16 protein-coding genes and 2 pseudogenes are annotated in these 19,226 nt (G+C 68.0%); 7 read left to right on the forward strand and 11 right to left on the reverse strand.

Annotated features, from left to right (window positions below; genetic code table 11):
• Positions 1–57: 57 nt before the first annotated feature.
• Positions 58–197, forward strand: a pseudogene (locus B7D75_RS29700) (DUF6515 family protein); the annotation flags it as partial.
• Here B7D75_RS29700 and fieF read toward each other — a convergent pair.
• Together fieF and B7D75_RS04930 are read right to left on the reverse strand one after the other, a co-directional pair.
• Positions 190–1,086 carry a CDF family cation-efflux transporter FieF gene (gene fieF, locus B7D75_RS04925; protein ID WP_003154127.1) on the reverse strand — a complete coding sequence of 299 codons (897 nt, stop codon included), beginning with the start codon at positions 1,084–1,086 and terminating at the stop codon, positions 190–192. The pseudogene B7D75_RS29700 and the gene fieF overlap by 8 nt on opposite strands.
• 87 nt (positions 1,087–1,173) lie before the next feature.
• Positions 1,174–1,590, reverse strand: a complete 417-nt coding sequence (locus B7D75_RS04930) for a hypothetical protein (protein ID WP_012074452.1) — start codon at positions 1,588–1,590, stop codon at positions 1,174–1,176.
• Positions 1,591–1,731: 141 nt separating this feature from the next.
• On the opposite strand from B7D75_RS04930, the gene hrpB reads away from it, so the two are divergent.
• Positions 1,732–4,248: an ATP-dependent helicase HrpB gene (hrpB, locus tag B7D75_RS04935; protein WP_107113792.1), complete on the forward strand. Its 2,517-nt coding sequence runs from the start codon at positions 1,732–1,734 to the stop codon at positions 4,246–4,248.
• A gap of 10 nt (positions 4,249–4,258) precedes the next feature.
• On the opposite strand, the gene B7D75_RS04940 is transcribed toward hrpB, so the two are convergent.
• From B7D75_RS04940 to B7D75_RS04970, 7 genes and pseudogenes are all read right to left on the reverse strand, one after another.
• Positions 4,259–4,666, reverse strand: a complete 408-nt coding sequence (locus B7D75_RS04940) for a hypothetical protein (RefSeq protein ID WP_012074454.1) — start codon at positions 4,664–4,666, stop codon at positions 4,259–4,261.
• A 25-nt stretch (positions 4,667–4,691) separates the two neighbouring features.
• On the reverse strand, positions 4,692–5,426 hold the full coding sequence (locus B7D75_RS04945) for a substrate-binding periplasmic protein (RefSeq protein WP_034079826.1): 735 nt from the start codon (positions 5,424–5,426) through the stop codon (positions 4,692–4,694).
• A gap of 91 nt (positions 5,427–5,517) precedes the next feature.
• Entirely contained in the window at positions 5,518–6,657 is a 1,140-nt protein-coding gene (locus B7D75_RS04950) for an endonuclease/exonuclease/phosphatase family protein (RefSeq protein WP_034079898.1), read from the reverse strand.
• A gap of 144 nt (positions 6,658–6,801) precedes the next feature.
• Complete coding sequence (locus B7D75_RS04955; protein ID WP_034079828.1) at positions 6,802–7,236, reverse strand: VOC family protein; 435 nt, start codon at positions 7,234–7,236, stop codon at positions 6,802–6,804.
• Between the two features lie 66 nt (positions 7,237–7,302).
• Complete coding sequence (locus B7D75_RS04960) at positions 7,303–7,959, reverse strand: membrane protein (protein WP_034079900.1); 657 nt, start codon at positions 7,957–7,959, stop codon at positions 7,303–7,305.
• Between the two features lie 63 nt (positions 7,960–8,022).
• Positions 8,023–8,196 (reverse strand): annotated as a pseudogene (locus B7D75_RS04965) (dimethylsulfone monooxygenase SfnG); the annotation flags it as partial.
• Positions 8,144–8,761, reverse strand: a complete 618-nt coding sequence (locus B7D75_RS04970) for a cysteine hydrolase family protein (RefSeq protein WP_053813423.1) — start codon at positions 8,759–8,761, stop codon at positions 8,144–8,146. The pseudogene B7D75_RS04965 and the gene B7D75_RS04970, both read right to left, overlap by 53 nt.
• 99 nt (positions 8,762–8,860) lie before the next feature.
• Between B7D75_RS04970 and B7D75_RS04975 the strand changes: the two genes are divergently transcribed.
• From B7D75_RS04975 to B7D75_RS04985, 3 genes are all read left to right on the forward strand, one after another.
• Positions 8,861–9,583 (forward strand): DUF2076 domain-containing protein, encoded by a 723-nt coding sequence (locus B7D75_RS04975; protein ID WP_034079831.1) that lies wholly within the window; start codon positions 8,861–8,863, stop codon positions 9,581–9,583.
• 65 nt (positions 9,584–9,648) lie between these two features.
• Positions 9,649–10,152, forward strand: coding sequence for a LabA-like NYN domain-containing protein (locus B7D75_RS04980; RefSeq protein WP_012074458.1), 504 nt, complete (start codon positions 9,649–9,651; stop codon positions 10,150–10,152).
• Between the two features lie 77 nt (positions 10,153–10,229).
• Positions 10,230–11,573, forward strand: coding sequence for a DEAD/DEAH box helicase (locus B7D75_RS04985; RefSeq protein ID WP_003151750.1), 1,344 nt, complete (start codon positions 10,230–10,232; stop codon positions 11,571–11,573).
• 32 nt (positions 11,574–11,605) lie between these two features.
• On the opposite strand, the gene B7D75_RS04990 is transcribed toward B7D75_RS04985, so the two are convergent.
• Together B7D75_RS04990 and B7D75_RS05000 are read right to left on the reverse strand one after the other, a co-directional pair.
• Entirely contained in the window at positions 11,606–12,781 is a 1,176-nt protein-coding gene (locus tag B7D75_RS04990) for a TIGR03862 family flavoprotein (RefSeq protein ID WP_034079833.1), read from the reverse strand.
• A 342-nt stretch (positions 12,782–13,123) separates the two neighbouring features.
• Complete coding sequence (locus B7D75_RS05000) at positions 13,124–13,753, reverse strand: response regulator transcription factor (RefSeq protein ID WP_003151746.1); 630 nt, start codon at positions 13,751–13,753, stop codon at positions 13,124–13,126.
• Between the two features lie 282 nt (positions 13,754–14,035).
• Here B7D75_RS05000 and rocR point away from each other — a divergent pair, with 282 nt between their 5' ends.
• Together rocR and B7D75_RS05015 are read left to right on the forward strand one after the other, a co-directional pair.
• A complete protein-coding gene (gene rocR / locus B7D75_RS05010) occupies positions 14,036–15,214 on the forward strand; it encodes a two-component system response regulator cyclic di-GMP-specific phosphodiesterase RocR (protein WP_043098746.1) in 1,179 nt (392 codons plus the stop codon).
• A 133-nt stretch (positions 15,215–15,347) separates the two neighbouring features.
• Positions 15,348–18,995, forward strand: coding sequence for a transporter substrate-binding domain-containing protein (locus tag B7D75_RS05015; RefSeq protein WP_107113793.1), 3,648 nt, complete (start codon positions 15,348–15,350; stop codon positions 18,993–18,995).
• Positions 18,996–19,226: the final 231 nt, after the last annotated feature.

The raw sequence follows: 19,226 nt of genomic DNA on the forward strand, positions 1-19,226 counted from the left end.
AGGACAGTTACCCCGGAAGGGAGGTCGACGGGCCTCCCTTTTTCTTTGCCCGCGATTCGCTACGAGTGCCAGCGCTGGGCGGTGGGCCAAAGCGGCTTCGACCCGGCGGCGGCCTACGCGCCGGCCGCCGGGTCGCCAACGGCTACCGGCGGGCCATGGCGGCTTGCCTGAGCGGGCGTGGCTACAGCGTCAACTGATGGTTTCCCTGCCGACCACTTCCTGCGGGTCGGCGTGGACCAGCACCTCGGCCTTCGGGTATTCGCGCCTGATCGCCAGCACCGCCTGGTCGGTCAGCGCGTGGGCGGTGGAGAGGCTCAACTCGCCGGGCAACTCGAGGTGCAACTGGACGAACCAGTGGTTGCCGGAGATGCGCGTGCGCACGTCGTGCGCGCCGAGCACGCCCGGCACGCTGCAGGCCAGTTCCCGCATGCGCTCGCTGATATCGGTCGGCAGCTCGCGGTCCATCAGGATCGACACCGACTCGCGGGCGATCTGCAGTGCGCTCCAGAGGATGTACAGGGCGATGCCGAGGCCGAACAGGCCGTCGCTCTGCGGCCAGCCGTAACGGGTCAGCAGCAGCGCCACGAGGATGCTGGCGTTGAGCAGCAGGTCCGAGCGGTAGTGCAGCGAGTCGGCGCGAATCGCGGTGGAGCCGGTGCGGCGGATGACATGGGTCTGGAAGGCCAGGAGCAGGGCGGTCAGCAGCAGCGACAGGAGCATCACCGCGATGCCCCAGTCGGCCGAGCCGAGGGGCTGTGGATCGCGCAGTTGCTCGAGCGCCTGGATCCCCACCAGCACTGCGCTGGCGCCGATGAACATGGCCTGGGCCAGGCCGGCCAGCGCTTCCGCCTTGCCGTGGCCGTAGCGGTGGTCGTCGTCCGCCGGGCGCAGCGAATAATGCACCGCCAGCAGGTTGAGCAGCGAGGCGGCGCTGTCCAGCAGGGAGTCGGTGAGGCCGGCGAGCAGGCTCACCGAACCGCTCAGCCACCAGGCGATGGCCTTGCCGATGACCAGGGTGACGGCGACGCCGAGCGAGGCCAGGGTGGCCAGGCGCAGCAGGCGGGCATGGGGGGAATCGGGACTCATGGGGCGCTTCTGCGAGGAGACTGGCGCCACTGTAAACCAACCGGGCGGCGACCGGGCACTGCTGCACGGTCGCGCCGCGACGACGGATCAGGCGGCCGGCTTCAGGCCATAGGCCGCCAGTTGCTCGAGGTTGCCGCTGTGGCGGATCAGGCGCGGGTCGTCGAGCGGCAGCTCGCGGCCGATCTCGCGCTCGAGGATCGCCTTGAGCTTGCGGTTGTCGACCTTGCCGTCCGCGCCGACGGCATCCTTGAGCACTTCCGGGGCGACCGAGTACTTGGCGTCGGGCAGGTAGATGGCGCCGGTGGCGAAGTCGACGCCGAAGGCGATCAGGCCGGGGATGATATAGAACAGCAGGCCGATGGCGTCGAAGGCGACGATGGCCGGGTCGATGCGGCCGTCGATCTGGCCGCGCCGCTCGGGGTAGAACAGCGTACCGCAGGCCGACAGCTGGCTCAGCAGGGCGGCGCTGAGAACGGCACAGGAAACGCGGGTGGCAAGGCGCATGGAGGACCTCCGGGTGGACATGACGGCGAACTATAGCAATCGGCCAGGGTTCGGCAATCTTCTGGCCTGGACATGACGATAGGACCGTCGAAGGCGCTCGCCGGTTCGCCGGTATACTGCGTCGGACTGTCCGGAGCCACCATGATTTCACTACCCATCGATGCCGTTCTTCCCGCCTTGCGCCAGGCCCTTGGCGAACACCACCAGGCCGTGCTCGAAGCCCCGCCGGGCGCCGGCAAGACCACCCGGGTGCCGCTGGCGCTGCTCGGCGAGCCCTGGCTCGCCGGCCAGCGCATCCTCATGCTCGAACCGCGCCGGCTGGCGGCGCGCGCGGCGGCCGAGCGGCTGGCCGCCGAGCTGGGGGAGCGGGTCGGTGAGACCGTCGGCTATCGCATCCGCCTGGAGAGCAAGGTCGGGCCGCGGACCCGCATCGAAGTGGTCACCGAGGGCATCCTCGCCCGCCGCCTGCAGGACGATCCGGCGCTGGACGGCGTCGGCCTGGTGATCTTCGACGAATTCCACGAGCGCAGCCTGGATGCCGACCTGGCCCTGGCGCTGACTCTCAATGGCCGCGAACTGTTGCGCGACGAGCCGCCGCTGAAAGTGCTGGTGATGTCGGCGACCCTGGAGGGCGAGCGCCTTGCGGCGCTGCTCGGCGAGGCGCCGGTGGTGCGCAGCGAAGGACGCATGTTCCCGGTGGATATCCGCTGGGGACGGCCGGCGCAACCCGGCGAGTTCATCGAGCCGCGGGTGCAGCAGGTGGTGCTCCAGGCGCTGGCGGAGGAAAGCGGCAGCGTGCTGGTCTTTCTTCCCGGACAGGCCGAGATCCGCCGCGTGCACGACGGCCTGCGCGAGGCCCTCGAGGGACGCGACGCGGTGCTGCTCTGCCCGCTGCATGGCGAACTCGATCTCGCCGCCCAGCGCGCCGCCATCGAGCCGGCGCCGGCCGGGGTGCGCAAAGTGGTGCTGGCGACCAACATCGCCGAGACCAGCCTGACCATCGATGGCGTGCGAGTGGTGATCGACGCCGGCCTGGCGCGGGTGCCGCGCTTCGATCCGGGCAGCGGCATGACCCGCCTGGAGACCCAGCGCATCTCCCGCGCCTCCGCCACCCAGCGTGCCGGTCGCGCCGGGCGCCTGGAGCCGGGGGTGTGCTACCGGCTGTGGTCGGAGACCCAGCACGAACAGTTGCCGGCCTATGGCAGCGCGGAAATCCTCCAGGCCGATCTCGCCGGGCTGGCCCTGCAACTGGCGCGCTGGGGCGTGGCGCCGGAGGAGCTGGCCTGGCTCGACGCGCCGCCCGCGGCGGCCTATGCCCAGGCCCGCGACCTGCTCGGGCGGCTGGGTGCGCTGAACGCCAGCGGCGCGCTGAGCGCCCATGGCCAGGCGATGGCCGAGTTGCCGACCCACCCGCGCATTGCCCACCTGCTGCTGCGCGGCCAGGCCCTCGGCCTTGGCGAACTGGCTTGCAACGTAGCGGCGCTGCTCGGCGAACGCGATATACAGCGTGGCGGCGGTGCCGACCTGCATAGTCGTCTCGCCCTGCTCGCCGGCGAAGCCCGCGCTGGCGCCTCGCGAAGCGCGGTACAGCGCGCCCGGCAACTGGCCCGGCAGTTCCGCGGCTACCTGCGCGGGCCGGTCGCCGAGGCGGTGGTCGATCCCGGGCATCCGCGCTGGCTCGGCTGCCTGCTGGCCTTCGCCTATCCCGACCGCGTCGCCCGCCAGCGCCGCGCCGGCGGCGGCGACTACCGGCTGGCCAACGGTCGCGCCGCGCAGTTCGGCGAGCCGGACAGCCTGATGAAACAGCCCTGGCTGGTGATCGCCGACCTCGGCAGTCGCCAGGGCCAGCGCGAGGAGCGCATCTACCTGGCGGCCGAACTCGACCCGGCGCTGTTCGACACGGTCCTGGCGGAACAGGTCGGCCTGCACGACGAACTGGAGTGGGACGAGCGCGAGGGCGTGCTGCGCGCCGAGCGCCAGCGCAAGGTCGGCGAGCTGGTGCTGTCCAGCGAGGCGCTGCCCGGCCTCGACGAGGCGGCGCGCAGCCGGGCGCTGATCGGACTGGTCCGGCGCAAGGGACTGGAGTTGTTGCCCTGGACCCCGGAGCTACGCCAGTGGCAGGCGCGCATCAGCCTGTTGCGTCGGCTCGACCTCGAACGGGGCGATACCAGCGACTGGCCCGACCTCGGCGACGCGGCCCTGCTGGCGCGCCTGGAGGATTGGCTGCAACCCTACCTCGGCAAGGTCACCCGCCAGGCCCATTTCGCCAATCTCGATCTCGCCTCGATGCTCGCCGGCCTGCTGCCCTGGCCGCTGCCGCAGCGCCTCGACGAATGGGCGCCGAAAACCCTGGAAGTACCCTCCGGTTCGCGGATCCGCCTGGACTACAGCGAAACCCCGCCGATCCTCGCGGTGCGCCTGCAGGAGCTGTTCGGCCTCGGCGACACCCCGCGCATCGCCCAGGGCCGCCTGGCGGTGAAGTTGCACCTGCTGTCTCCCGCGCAGCGCCCGGTGCAGGTGACCCAGGACCTGGCGAATTTCTGGCGCAGCACCTACGCGGAGGTGAAGAAGGACCTCAAGGGGCGCTATCCCAAGCACTACTGGCCGGACGACCCGCTGATCGCCGAGGCCACCGCGCGGGCCAGGCCGCGCAAGTAGCCGGCGACGCTCAGAGCACCCGGGTCAGGTCGTCGTCGAGGAAGTGACGGAAGCTCAGGCGCTGGCCGTCGGCGAAGTCGAAATGGCTGTCCAGGGTCGGCCCGTTGAGGACGAACCCCAGGTCCAGCAGGCGCACGCCGACCAGCCCGCGCTGCTGGCCGAGGTCGTGCAGGCGATATTCGCCGGGCCCCTCGTCGCGCTCGCAGGGGCGCGGCGCCTCGCCGCTGCGCCAGAACACCGTCTCACCCTCGAAGTAGAGGCGGTACCAGCGCTGCCCGAACTGCAGGTAGACCACGTTCACCGGGTCCGCCGGGCGCCCCTCCCACCACCATTCCTGGATCAGCAGCGACTGGCAGACCTGGCCGAGCAGGGCGGGCTGTTCACCGTTTATCGTGCAGCAGGGAATGGCGGTGTGCATCGGGCTCCTCCTCCGGGGTCGGGGGTCACAGCAGGGACAGGTCGGCGCCGTTCCTGCGCAACTGGTCGTAGGCCTGGTCCAGGCGGTCGCGCAGCGCCTCGGCGTCGGGCACATGGCGCGAAACGATCATCCGCAGCGGCAGGCGCTGCAGTTCCTGGCTGGCCAGAGGCTGGTGGCTCGCCGCCTCCACTGGCGCCTGGTAATCCAGCAGGTAGTCGCCGCGTCCCAGTTCGAGCATGCGCAAGGCGGCCTGGTGGCTACCGGTACGGTACAGCCGCAGGCGCAGGGCGGGGTCATGGATGAAGTCGGTGGCCGGCTTCCAGTAGCTGTAGCCGCTGATCAGGATCAGCCGGCGCCCGGCCAGGTCCTGGGGAATGCGCGGGGCCGGCTGTCGCGCCGGGTAGTACAGGTTCAGGCTGACATGGCCGAGCACGCGCCGCGCCTGCAGGGTGTCGGCAGCCAACTCCGGCTTGGCGGCGCCGGCCCAGAGCGCCACGCTACCGTCGCGCAGGCCGAGGTACAGGCGGGCGCTGGGCAGGGCGCGGAAATTCGCCCGGTAGCCGGCCTGCCCCAGCAGCAGGCGTACCAGGCGCGCGCCAGGACCGACGGCCCGACCGTTCGCAGCGGTATGGATATAAGGCGGGAATTCGTAATAGCCGACGTTCAGCGCGGGCCGGGCATCCTGCGCGCGGAGCGGCGGTGCGACCAGCAGGACGAGCGCCAGCAGCGCTAACAGCGGCGTGGAAGGGCGTAGGGGCATGCGATGCGGCCTTGCCGTTTTCTTGTTGTTATCGATTGGGGGCGAAGCATGCGGCGCGCCGGGCCGCTTGTCCAGCCCGGCGCGCGGTCGTTCAGTGGGGCAGGAGGAAGCGCGCGCTGAGTGGCAGGTGATTGGAAATCTGCAGCGTATCGCTGCGTCGTACCCGTGCGTCGAGGCGGGTCAGCGAGGGGCTGTGGAACAGGTAGTCGAGTGTCCGGTCCGGCCCTTGGACCCGCGGATCGTTGGGGAAGTGCGTGTACCAGCGCATCTGGTCGACGCCGCTGGCTTCCTCCAGCGAGGGCACCATCGGGTAGCGCCCGCTGAGGAGTGCCAGTTCGCTGTCCGCGCGATAAGGCGCGCGCAGCGGCTCCAGAAGGTAGGCGTACTGGCCGGGCGGCAGCAGGTTGAGGTCGCCGCCGAGCAACCAGGGCGTGCGTCGGGCCTGGAGTTCATCGAGCAGCGCGCGGGTCATTTCGACCTGGCGCTGCAAGGTGTCGTCCTGTTCCCGTGGGCGGTCGAAGCGGGCGTTGAGCACCGCCAGTGCGCCGCCGCCGTCGATCGGCAGGTGGCTGACCAGGATCGCCGGGCGCGGCCCGAACAGGCGGTCGAACAGGCCGCCGTCGCGCTGTGGCAACTGGCGGCGTTCGGCGCTGTCGATGCGGTAGCGGCTCAGGGTGGCCTGCTTGCGGCCGACGCTGCCGAAGATGTGCGGAGTCGGCACGAAGGCCGACTTCCATTCGTAGGCCTGGGTGCTGCAATGATAGAGGTCGTTGATGCGCTCCTGGATCAGTACCAGCTGGTCCTGGTCGTCGGTGGCACTGGAGCCGTCGTCGATTTCCTGCAGCAGGACCAGGTCCGGTTGCTCGTCGCGGATGACCCGGACCACTTCGTCGAGGGTGAACGCGAGGTCCTCGGCGGTCGGCCGCTGGTCGGGGCCGGTGGCGTCGGGCAGGTCGTCCCAGAAGATGTAGCGCTTGCCGGCCAGGTACTGGATGTTCCAGGTCATCACCTTCAGCGCCTGGCCTGGCTTCAGCGTTGGCGTGGAGCCCTGGCAGTGCAGGGGCGCGGCCTCGCGCTCGGCCGGTTGCCAGCTCAGCAGGTAGCTGGCGAGCAGGGCGCCGCCGACCAGCAGGAGCAGGCCGATGAACAGCAGGTTGCGTAGACGGGGCAGGGACATCGCGATCGAGACTGGGCCGGAAAGGACCAGAGCATAGAGCTTGCCGCCGCGTATTTCATCCTTGCCGCATGAATTGAGGCAGGGTTCGCGTTTTTTCGAGCGAGAGCAACGAGCCGGCCGCGCAGGGCCACCCGCGGCCAGGCGTATCGTCACGAGGCGCTGCGTCCGTCGGGCTCGGGCCGCCGCCTCGCGTGGCGATCAGTGGGCGTGGTCGTGGCTATCGAAACCCTGGCCCGGGTCCCAATAGGAGGCCTCCACCTTGTGCCCGTCGGGATCACGGATGAAGCACCCGTAGTAGGGCTCGCCGTACTCCGGGCGAGGGCCGGGCGCGCCGTCGTCGCGGGCGCCGGCGGCGAGGGCGGCGGCGTGGAAGGCGTCGACCTGGGTCTTGCTGTTGGCGAGGAAGCCGACATGGCTGCCGTTACCGGTACTGGCCGGACGCCCATCGATGGGCGCCTGCACCCAGAATTCCGGATAGAGCCTGCCATAGGCCACAGCACCGGGATGCTCGAGGATCACCTTGCAGCCCAGGGTGGCCAGCACCGCGTCGTAGAAGGCCCTGGCCCTGGGCAAGTCGTTGGTGCCGATGGACAGGTGGGAGATGCAGCTGGGGTTGGCCGATTCGTCGCTCATGGCGTTTTCCTCGCGGGTCGGGCCTACAAGGATAGGCTACCGGCGTGGGTCGGCGCGTGACCGCGTTCAGCTCAGCGCGCGGGGCGCCGGACCGAGACTGTAGATGCGGAAGGCGACGATGGTCAGCAGCAGCTGGAAGAACCCGCTCAGGGTATGCAGGCCGACCTTCAGTATCACGGCTTCGCCGGCCGAGTCGGCGAGCCAGGCTTCCAGGCTCCAGACCGGCAGCAGGATCACCAGCGAGCAAGCGAGGATGACGAAGAACCGCCCGCGGGTGAACTCGAAACTTTCCCGCAGCGCCTGCAGCGGGCTGCGCCCGCGCAGGACCAGGCAGAACTCGGCGAACGCCAGCTTCACCATGACGAAGATCCCCGGCAGGATCAGCAGCGACAGGCCGAGCACGATCAGCAGCGAGGTCAGCGCCGCGAGCAGGGCGAAACCCGGCCACAGGCGCAGGGCGGCGCTCCACAACTGGCCGATGCGGGGCCGCTCGTCGCGGCCGCGGGCGTCCATGAACAGGATCAGCGCGGCGGTGTAGAGCGGGTAGAAGAGCAGTCCGGCGACCAGGCTCCAGGCCCCCATCTGCTGGGGGCCGACTGCCTCGTCGATCTGTTGCTGGACCAGGCTCTCGAGGAAGATCCAGGGCAGGCAGAGCGGCACCAGGGTGGTCAGGTGGCGGGTGAAGAAAAACCAGGCGTCACGCAGCGGCAGCAGAGGATTCATCGCGGGTCGGCAGATCGGGGTCGAGCCCGCGACTCTACCGCAGCCGGCCCGCCGAGGCCAACGCCCGGCGGCCTTCAGCGCGACGATTCGTTCGGCGACCTGCCGCGGGGGGCCGATCAGGTTGGTCTTGAAGCCGTCGTTGTATTGCACCAGGTCCTCGAAAGTCGATTTGGCCCAGTTGCCTTCACCCTCCGGCGAGGCCTTGCCGGCCGGCTTCACCGCGTCGCCGAAGGCGCTGCAACAGTTCGCCGGCATGCAGCACCTCGGCATATTCGCCGTGCAGGTTGGCCAGCGCCATGGCGTGCACATCGTCGGCGCTGCGCGGAATGCCGTGGAAGTCGGTTTTGGCGAAGGTGAAGCAGGCGTCCGCGACCACCCAGGTGTGGAAGCCGAGGTTGCCGGCGCTACGCGCGCTGGCTTCCACCGAATTCTCCGTGGCCACGCCGGCGATCGCCAGGTGGCGGATGTCGCGGGCGTGCAGCCAGCGTTGCAGGCCGCTGTTGACGAAGGCGTCGGGGACGTTCTTCTCGAACACCGCTTCGTCGTCGCGTGGCGCCAGCGCCGGCTGGAACTCCACGCCCGGCTGGCCGGGAGCGAACGGCGAGGCGGGCTGCCGGGAAATGTGCCGGATGTGCACCACCGGCCAGCCGGTGGCGCGCCAGGCGGCGAGCAGCTCGGCGATGCGCGCCTCGGCGCCGGGGTTGTTGCGTGGCGGCAGGTCGCTGCGCTGCATGCCGCGTTGCAGGTCGACGACCAGCAGGGCGATCGGCGGCTGCGGGGAAGGCGTGGCGGCGTCATTCATCGGGATTTCACCGGAGGAACTTGAGATCGTGCAGGGTGCTCCAATATTTCCCTTTCGTGCAATCCATCCTTCCTTCTCGAAATGCAGTCGAGGCGTGCGATGAAATCCGATGAGAAAACCCTGATCGATGGTCTGTTCAGCCGTCTGCGCGAGGCCGAGGGGCAGTCCGCTCCGCGTGACGCCGAGGCCGAGGCGCAGATCAACCAGCACCTGGTGCGGCAGCCGGCGGCGCCGTACTACATGGCGCAGGTGGTATTGATCCAGGAAGCCGCGCTGAAGCGCCTCGACCAACGGGTGAAGGAGCTCGAGGCGCAGGTCGCCCAGTTGCAGCAGAGCCGTCCGAGCAGCGGTGGCTTCCTCTCCGGCCTGTTCGGCGGCGGCGCGCGCGACGAGCCGGCGCCGAGCCAGCCGGCGCGCCCGGCGGGCTGGGGCGAGACACGGTTCTCCAGTCCGGCGGCGGCTGGGACCGGCGACATGCGTCCGGGTATGGCGCCAGCTGCGGCGGCCGCGCCTTCGCGCGCCAGCGGCTTCCTTGGCGGCGCGCTGCAGACCGCGGCCGGCGTCGCCGGCGGGATGCTGGTAGCCGACCTGCTCACCGGCATGTTCCGCCACAGCCAGCCGCAGGAGATCGTCGAGGTGATCCAGGACGTCCCGGTGGATAACCTGGACGCCAGCCAGTTTGCCGACCCCGAGCCGGCGTCCGAGCGTTTCGCCGATGGCGACCATTCCGCCGACGGTGGTTTCGCCGATGGCGATTTCAGCGACAGCGACTTCAACGACGACTCCAGCTTCCTAGGCGACGACGACGATTTGTTCACCTGATCGTTAGGGTTGCGGGCCGTGGGCTGCGATAATGGTGGTCCACGGCCGTCGTTCCGGAGTTCCCCTTGAGTCATCCCGAGTCGCCCGCGGCGAAGAAGATCGCTGTCTTCGCCGATGTGCAGAACCTCTACTACACCGTGCGCCAGGCATACGGCTGTCACCTCAACTACGCCGCCCTGTGGGCCGACATCGCCCGTCGCGGACGGATCGTCGAGGCCTACGCCTATGCCATCGATCGGGGCGACCCGCGCCAGCAGCAGTTCCAGCGGATCCTGCGCAACCTCGGTTTCACGGTGAAGCTCAAGCCGTACATCCAGCGCGCCGATGGCTCGGCCAAGGGCGACTGGGACGTCGGCATCACCATCGACGTGCTGGACGCCGCACCGCGGGTGGACGAGGTGGTGCTGCTTTCCGGTGACGGCGACTTCGACCTGCTGCTGGAAAAGGTCATCCGTGCCCACGGCGTCGAGGCGAGCGCCTATGGCGTGCCCGGGCTGACCGCCAACGCGTTGATCCGCGCGGCGTCGCGCTACGTGCCGATCGAGGGCGGGTTGCTGCTCAAGGGCTGAACGAGCTCGCCGCAACGAGTCAGGCGGGCGGCGAATCCGTTAGAATGCGCTCCGTTTCACTCTTTCCCGAGCCTGTCATGACGTTCGCCTCCCTCGGTCTGCTCGACCCCCTGCTCAAGGCCCTCGAAGGGCTCGGCCTGCACACGCCCACGCCGATCCAGGCCCAGGCCATTCCGCCGGCGCTCAAGGGCCGCGACCTGCTCGCAGCGGCCCAGACCGGCACCGGCAAGACCGCCGCTTTCGCCCTGCCGCTGCTGCAGCGGCTGACCCTGGAGGGGCCGCAGGTCGCAGCCAACTCGGTGCGCGCACTGGTACTGGTTCCGACCCGCGAACTGGCCGAGCAGGTCCACGGCAGTATTCGCGACTACGGCCAGCACCTGCCGCTGCGTACCGCGGTGGCCTATGGCGGGGTCAGCATCAATCCGCAGATGATGAAGCTGCGCAAGGGCGTGGACGTCCTCGTCGCCACCCCGGGCCGCCTGCTCGACCTGTACCGGCAGAACGCGGTGCAGTTCGCCCGGCTCCAGGCGCTGGTGCTGGACGAGGCCGATCGCATGCTCGACCTCGGTTTCGCCCGCGAACTGGACGAGCTGTTCGCCGCGCTGCCGCGCAAGCGCCAGACCCTGCTGTTCTCCGCGACCTTCTCCGACGCCATCCGCACGTTGGCCGGCGAACTGCTGCGCGACCCGCTGTCCATCGAGGTCAGTCCGCGCAATACCGCGGCGAAGAGCGTCAGGCAATGGCTGGTTCCGGTGGACAAGAAGCGCAAGGCCGAGCTCTTCTGTCACCTGTTGCAGGCCAATCGCTGGCGCCAGGCGCTGGTCTTCGCCAAGACCCGGAAGAGTGTCGAAGAACTGGTCGGATTGTTGCAGCGGCAGGGTATCGCCGCCGACTCGATCCATGGCGACAAGCCGCAGCCGGCGCGATTGCGCGCGCTACAGCGATTCAAGGCCGGCGAGGTCGACCTGCTGGTGGCCACCGACGTCGCCGCGCGAGGCCTGGACATCGAGGAAATGCCGCTGGTGGTCAACTTCGACCTGCCGATCGTCGCCGAGGACTACGTGCACCGGATCGGCCGCACCGGCCGCGCCGGCGCTACCGGCCAGGCGCTGTCGCTGGTCTGCGCCGACGAGGTGGAACTGCTGGCGGCGATCGAGACGCTGATCGGCCAGACCCTGCAGCGCCGCGAAGAGCCCGACTTCGAGCCGGAGCACCGGGTGCCGCAGACCGCGCCGGGTGGGGTGGTGCTGAAAAAACCGAAGAAGCCGAAGAAACCCAAGGCCGCCGAGGCCACCGGTAAGCCCGGCCAGATCCACCTGGGCACCTGGTTCGACAGCAGCGCGCCGAAGGTCAGGGCGGTACGCAAGGCGCCGGGCTTCGGCGCGGCGGGCAAGCCGAAGAAGCGGCCGTCCGGGAAGTAGCGAGACCGACAGGTTCGCGGCGGCTCCGGAGCCTAGCGCCTGCCGCGCAACCACTCCAGCGCGCCCAGCCCCGCCACGCGCCCGCTGGCGAAGCAGGCGGTCAGCAGGTAGCCGCCGGTGGGCGCCTCCCAGTCGAGCATTTCGCCGGCGCAGAACACCCCGGGCAGGCCCTTGAGCATCAGCTTGCGATCGAGCGCCTCGAAGCGCACGCCGCCGGCGCTGCTGATCGCCTCGTCCAGCGGACGCGGACGCAGCAGCCGCAATGGCAGGCGCTTGATCGCCGCCGCCAGGCGGGCCGGATCGGCGTAGGTGTCGGCGGGCGAGAGTTCGCGCAGCAGGCCGGCGCGTACCCCGTCGATACCCAGCTGGCTGCGCAGGTGGTTGGCCATCGAACGGGAACCGCGCGGTCGGGACAGGGCCTTCTCGATCTGCTCGTGGCTCCGGTTCGGCAGCAGGTCGAGCAGTACGTCGGCCGCCCCCTGCGTTTCGATCCGAGCGCGGATCGCGGCGGACAGCGCATAGACCAGGCTGCCCTCGATGCCGTTGCCGGTGACGACGAACTCGCCCTGGCGCGGCGTGTCGCCCGGCAAGCCCATGGCCACCGGCTTGACCGGCGCGCCGGCGAACCTGTCGCGGAACAGCTCGCTCCAGCCGACGCACTCGAAACCACAATTGCTCGGGCGCAGGGCCTCGACCTCGACCCCGCGCGCCTGCAACAGGGGCACCCAGGCGCCATCGGAGCCCAGGCGGCGCCAACTGCCGCCGCCGAGGGCGAGGATCATGGCATCGACCCGCAGCGTCTGGCGTTCGCTGCCGCTCTGGATGTCCAGCGCGCCATCCGGGTGCCAACCCAGCCAGCGGCTGCGGGTATGGATGAGCACGCCCTGCTCGCGCAGGCGCTTGAGCCAGGCGCGGAGCAGGGGGGCGGCCTTCATGTCCGTGGGGAAGACCCGGCCGGAGCTGCCGACGAAGGTGTCGATGCCCAGGTCATGGATCCAGGCGCGCAGGGCTTCCGCATCGAAATCTCCGAGCAATCCGGAAATTTCTTCCCGGCGCTTTCCATAGCGGCTGAGGAATTGCGCCTTGGCTTCCGCATGGGTGATGTTCATGCCGCCGACGCCCGCGAGGAGAAACTTGCGGCCGACCGAAGGCATGGCATCGAACACTTCCGTACGCACGCCCTCCCTGCTCAGGACTTCCGCGGCCATCAGGCCTGCGGGGCCGCCGCCGATGATGGCGACTCGGGGGAGGGGCGATGGGTTTGGCTGGGCATGTGGATGACGCGCGTGACCGGAGGAAACAGGCGCGCAGTGTACCCGAGGCGAAGAGCGGCTCCGAGCCCCGGGAACCACGAAGCCTCCCGGCGCGGCGTCTGGTCGGGAAATGATCGATTCTCGCGGAGCCAGCGGTGGCGCGGTGCGCAAGCCATTTTTCGCATCTTGTCCACAGCTGGCTCCACATGCTTTGTGGACATTTCTGCCCTCTCGCCGGGAGGGCGGCGCGGCAACCAACCGGGCGCCGCTTGCCGGCGGAAGGCGTGAAGCCCGGTCTCAGCTGATCAGCGAGTTGCGCTTGGCGAATTCCGCGAGGTCGACCAGCGAGCCCAGGCCAAGCTTCTGCAGCAGGCGGGTCTTGTAGGTGCTGACGGTCTTGTTGCTGAGGAACAGCTTCTCGCCGATGGCCTTGTTCGAATATCCCATGGCGAGATGCTGCAGGACGATCATCTCGCGGTCCGAGAGCAGGCCGATGAGTTCGCTTTCGGAAATCCGCTCCGGCGGGGTGCCGAGGGTATCGAAGGTCAGCGAGGGGAAGAAGGTATAGCCCGCGGTGACGGCGTTCAGGGCGTTGATCAGGTTGCCCAGGTCTTCTTCCTTGTTGACGAAGCCCCGGGCGCCCACCTGGATGCAGCGCTTGCAGAAGGCTTCCGCGGATTGCGAGGTGAGAACCAGCACCTGGCTGCGCAATTCCAGCGATTTGATCCGCGAGATCACGGTCAGGCCGTCGAGCTTGGGAATGCCGATGTCGAGAATCACCACGTCCGGCTCGTGCTCCCGGACCAGTTGGATGGCGTCCACGCCATTGTCCGTCTCGGCCACCACCTGCAAGCCATGCTTTTCCAGCAGGACGCGCACGGCGAGGCGGATGACGGGATGGTCGTCGACGATCAGGACGGTATGCATAAGTTCGATTTACCTTGAGGGACCGGTGTTGCTCCGGGCTTCGACTTCCCGAGCGCTTCCACCGCTGGTCATCCATGTTGGGGCGCTAAGCCGATATCGCTGCCCAGAATAGCCTGTTACGGCAGGGCGATCCGCTTTTTCATGTGTACTCATGCTAATCCAACGGGGCCTTCAAATCAGTAGGAAAATTCCCACAAAACATGGGGACTTGTCCCATAGGTCTAGTAAGGGAAAAACAGCAGTATATCGCCGGTATTTTCTGGAATCCCTGCGTGAGCCGCGATGAATGATTTGAATGTGCTGGTGCTGGAAGATGAGCCATTCCAGCGTCTGGTGGCTGTCACCGCCCTGAAGAAGGTTGTGCCCGGATCGATCCTCGAAGCGGCGGATGGCAAGGAGGCCGTTGCGATTCTGGAGTCCTGCGGGCATGTGGACATCGCCATCTGCGACCTGCAGATGAGCGGCATGGATGGCCTGGCCTTCCTTCGTCATGCGAGCCTGAGCGGCAAGGTCCATTCGGTGATCCTCAGCAGCGAGGTCGATCCTATCCTGCGCCAGGCCACCATTTCCATGATCGAATGCCTGGGCCTGAACTTTCTCGGCGACCTCGGCAAACCGTTCAGCCTGGAGCGTATCACCGCCCTGCTGACCCGCTACAACGCCCATCGCCAGGACCAGCCGCGGCAGGTCGAGGTGGCCGAGCTGCCCTCGGTGGCGGACGTCGTGCGCGGCCTGGACAACGGCGAATTCGAAGCCTACTACCAGCCGAAGGTGGCCCTCGACGGCGGCGGGCTGATCGGCGCGGAGGTCCTGGCGCGCTGGAACCACCCGCACCTGGGCGTGCTGCCGCCTTCGCATTTCCTGTATGTGATGGAGAGCTACAACCTGATCGACAAACTGTTCTGGCAACTGTTCAGCCAGGGGCTGTCGATGCGCAGGAAGCTGGCGCAGCTCGGGCAGCCGATCAATCTAGCGTTCAACGTCCATCCATCGCAACTGGGGTCCCGGGCACTGGCCGAAAACATCTCGGCGTTGCTGACCGAGTTCCACCTCCCGCCCAGTTCCGTGATGTTCGAGATCACCGAAACCGGCCTCATTAGCGCGCCGGCGAGCAGCCTGGAGAACCTGGTGCGCCTGCGGATCATGGGCTGCGGCCTGGCGATGGACGACTTCGGCGCCGGCTACTCCTCCCTCGACCGGCTATGCGAGTTCCCGTTCAGCCAGATCAAGCTCGACCGGACCTTCGTGCACAAGATGAAAAGCCAGCCGAGAAGCTGTGCCGTCATCAGCAGCGTGGTGGCTCTGGCGCAGGCGCTGGGGATTTCCCTGGTGGTCGAAGGGGTGGAGAGCGACGAGCAGCGGGTGCGCCTGATCGAACTCGGTTGCTCGATAGCCCAGGGCTACCTGTTCGCCCGACCGATGCCGGAGCAGCATTTCCTCGACTACTGCTCCGGAACCTGAGGCCGTGGCGTCGGCAGCGGGTCGCCTCGCGCCGGACCGCTGGCCGAACGCCTGACGCATCGCGTCAGCCATTTTCCCTGGCCGTGCCTGGCCTCGTTCAGACGCCGGCCTTCCACTTCACGACCCGACTCCCATGCGATCGAAACTACTCCTGCTGTTCATTTGCCTGTTGCTGCCGGCGGTACCGCTGGCCGCCACCCAGGCGGGTGCTTCCATGACCCTGTTCAGCCAGATGCACGTCGAGCACGAGGACATGGTGATCGGCGAGGACGACTGGGCCTGGGTGCGTCACAAGGGAACCCTGCGGGTCGGCGTGGCCCTCGACGAAACGGCGCCGTTCAACGTGCGCCTCGACGACGAGAACTACGAAGGCATCACCGCCGATGTCACCGCTCTGGTCGGGCAATTGCTCGGCATGCGCATCAAGCTGGTGGCGTACGCCACCCATGCGGCGGCGATCGAGGCGCTCGGCGCCGGGCAGATCGACCTGCTGGGCAGTCACTACAGCGCGCTGGAGCAGCCCGCGCTGGTTTCCAGCCGTCCCTACGCCCGGGATCGGCTGGCCGTGTTCAAGCGGGTCGGCGAGCCGCGCAATTCATCGGCGGACCTCGCCGGTCTGCGCGTGGCCGTGGCCAGGGAGCACGACGAGGAACTGCGCCAGCGCTTCCCGCGTGCCCGCTTCGTGGTGTTCGACAATCACGACGAAGCGATCGCGGCGGTAGCCTTCGGCCACACCGACCTTTACATCGACGACGTGCTCAGCGCCTACCAGCGGATCAATCGTTCCTTCTACGGCTACGTGAAGTTCGAGCGTTTCGCCGATACCCGCAGCGACGGAGGGTACGGCTACCTCCTGCGCAGCGACGAGACGCGCCTGTTGCGGGTGGTCAACGCCGCCATCGGCGCCATCGACCAGGATCGCCTGGAGTACATCGCCCGGCGCTGGGTCGGCGGCGGCTCCCTGCCGACCGGCGAGCGTATCGCGCTGACGCCCGAGGAACGTCGCTGGGTCGCCCGGCATCCGGTGGTACGCCTGGTGATAAACGACGACCTGGCGCCGCTGGCCTTCTTCAACTCCAACGACGTGTTTTCCGGGATCACCTCCGACCTGCTGGAAATGATCTCCCGGCGCACCGGCCTGCATTTCCAGGTTTCCTCCCGCAGTGGCGGCTTTCCGGAACAGATCGCCGCATTGCAGAAAGGCCAGGCCGACCTGGCGATCATGAGCCGCAGCAGCCGGCGCGAGGAGACGCTGCGCTTCACCCGCTCCTTCCTGTCGACCTCCTTCGTGCTGATCGCCCGGGCCGACGAGAAGGGCCGGGCGGAAAGGGTGGGGAACCTGGATGGCAAGCGCCTGGCGATTCCCTCGGGCCACGTGGGAATCCAGGGGGTGCGCGATCGTTATCCGCAGGCTGCCGTCGTCGAGGTCGAGACCACCCTCGACGCGATGAACCTGGTCTACGAAGGGCGTGCCGAAGCGGCGGTGGTGCCGCTGGTTTCCGCCCGTTACTACATCGTCCGCCTGTTCCACGAGAGACTGGCGGTGGCCGACCAGGTTGCCCTCGGCCCGGCGACCGCCAACTTTGCCGTGCGCCGTGGCGACACGGAGTTGCAGACCATCCTCGACAAGGCCCTGTTGAGCATTTCCCCCGGCGACCTGAGCGATGTCGTCAACCGCTGGCGCTCGCCGCCAGGCATGAGTGGGCAGACCTGGGTCGACTATACCCGGCTGATCGCGGAAATCGTCGCGGCGGCGGCGGGCCTGCTGCTGCTGAGCCTGGGCTGGGTCACCTACCAGCGTCGGCAGATTCGCGACCGGCTGCGCGTCGAGCAGGCGCTCAACGACCAGTTGCAGTTCGTCGAGGCCCTCACCGATTCCATGCCGCCCCCGCTCTACGTGCGTGACGCCAATGGGCGGATGCTCTCCTGCAACCGCAGCTACCTGAGCAGCGTTGGCCTCGCTGCCGAACAGGTGCTGAACCGGACGGTGCTCGAACTGCCCATGGAAAACTTCGAGACCGGCCCCCAGTTCCATCGCAATTACCTCGAGGCCATGCGTGACGGCCGGACCATCGAGTCGGTGCACGAGGTGGTCCTGGGTGGCAGGAAATGCTGGATCGACCACTGGATCCAGCCGTTCCGCGACGCCAACGGTACCGTGCGGGGCGTCATCTGCGGCTGGCTGGACATTTCCGAACACCGCAAACTGGTCGCTGAACTCAAGGAAGCGAAGAACCTGGCGGACGAGGCGAGCCGGGCCAAGACCACCTTCCTGGCGACCATGAGCCACGAGATCCGCACGCCGATGAATGCGGTGATCGGCATTCTCGAGCTGGCGCTCAAGCGCGCCGATACCGGCCGGGTGGACCGCTCCAGCATCGAGATCGCCTATGCCTCGGCGAAGAGCCTGCTGGAACTGATCGGCGATATCCTCGACATCGCCCGCATCGAGTCCGGACGTCTCGGCCTGTCGCCGAAGCGGGCCAACCTGCGCGAACTGGTGGAGTCGGTGGCGCGGGTGTTCGAAGGGCTGGCCCGGCAGAAGCGCCTGAGCCTGATCCTCGACATCGACGCGAGCATCAATGGCGACGTGCTGCTCGACGCCATGCGTTTCAAGCAGATCCTGTCCAACCTGGTCAGCAACGCGATCAAGTTCACCGACGAAGGCTCGATCAGCATCCGCATCGACGGTCACCTGGTGGAGCCCTCGCTGCTGCAAGTCAACCTCTGCGTGGAGGATACCGGCATCGGCATTTCCCTGGGCGACCAGCAGCAACTGTTCCGTCCGTTCGCCCAGGTCGAGCGCAATGTGCAGAACACCGAAGGAACCGGACTGGGTCTGGTGATCTGCCGTTCGCTGTGCGAGATGATGGGCGGGCGCCTGGTCATGAGCAGCGCGCTCGGACAGGGTACGCGGGTCGACGTCGAGCTGCGCCTGCAAGTGCTCGAACCGGTCAGCGTCAGCGAGCGCCCGGTCCAGGTCGGCACCCGCCAGGCGCGGCGCCTGCAGGTGCTGGTGGTGGACGACCATGCGGTCAACCGGCAGATCCTCCACCAGCAACTGAGCTTCCTCGGCCATGACGTGCAGGAGGCGGAAAACGGCCTGGCTGCCCTCAATCTGTGGCACGAGCAGCCGTTCGACATGGTCATCACCGACTGCCACATGCCGTTGATGAACGGTTCCGACCTGGCCCGCTCGATTCGGCAGGAGGAGTGCGAGAACAACGAGGAGCCGGTGGTCATCCTCGGCCTCACCGCGGATGCCCAGCCGGAAGAGATCGAACGGTGCATCCAGGCCGGGATGAACGAGTGCCTGATCAAGCCGATCGGTCTCGACGTGCTGGAGGAGCGTCTGCTGGCCCTCGGCTTCGCCGAGGAGCAGGAGGAGACCTCGCCGGTGTCCCTCGATGCCGAGCCCGTCGCGGCGCCGCCGTTACCGCTTCTGTACGACCTGGAGTCGCTGCATGCGCTGACGGGCGGCGAGCCGAGCATGCTTCGTCGCCTGCTCGACGAGTTGCTCACCAGCAACCGCAAGGATCTGGAAGCCCTCGAAATTCTGGTGCAACGCCAGGAGACCGGCGAACTGGCCGAACTGGCGCACCGGATCAAGGGCGCGGCGCGGGTGGTGCGCGGCGAGCAACTGGTGGACAGTTGCCGGCGCCTGGAAGAGGCCTGCCTCAACCCCAACGCCGCGTTTTCCCGGGTGGAGGAGTGCGCCGTCGGCGTGAAGCTGGCGCTCCTCGCCCTGGACGAGGGCCTGCTCGGGGAACTGGCCGAATGACCCGCGGCTCTTTTTCTTACATGCCGGTCGCCTGGGTGCCGCAACCGCCGGCGCGGTAAAGCGATCGTCATCGCTTTGCCCGAGGATCGGACATGTCCAGGCGCGGAAAAGTCTACACTCCGGTTGGGTAGCCTTTTCCGCGGAGCCTGACCAAAGATCGGAATGTCGTCCTCGCGGGCACCCCAACCGATTCCCGCGGTCAGACATTCCTTCTGGAGTGTGTCGAACGAA

Origin of the sequence: Pseudomonas paraeruginosa, from assembly GCF_003025345.2 — a bacterium.
GTDB lineage: Bacteria > Pseudomonadota > Gammaproteobacteria > Pseudomonadales > Pseudomonadaceae > Pseudomonas > Pseudomonas paraeruginosa.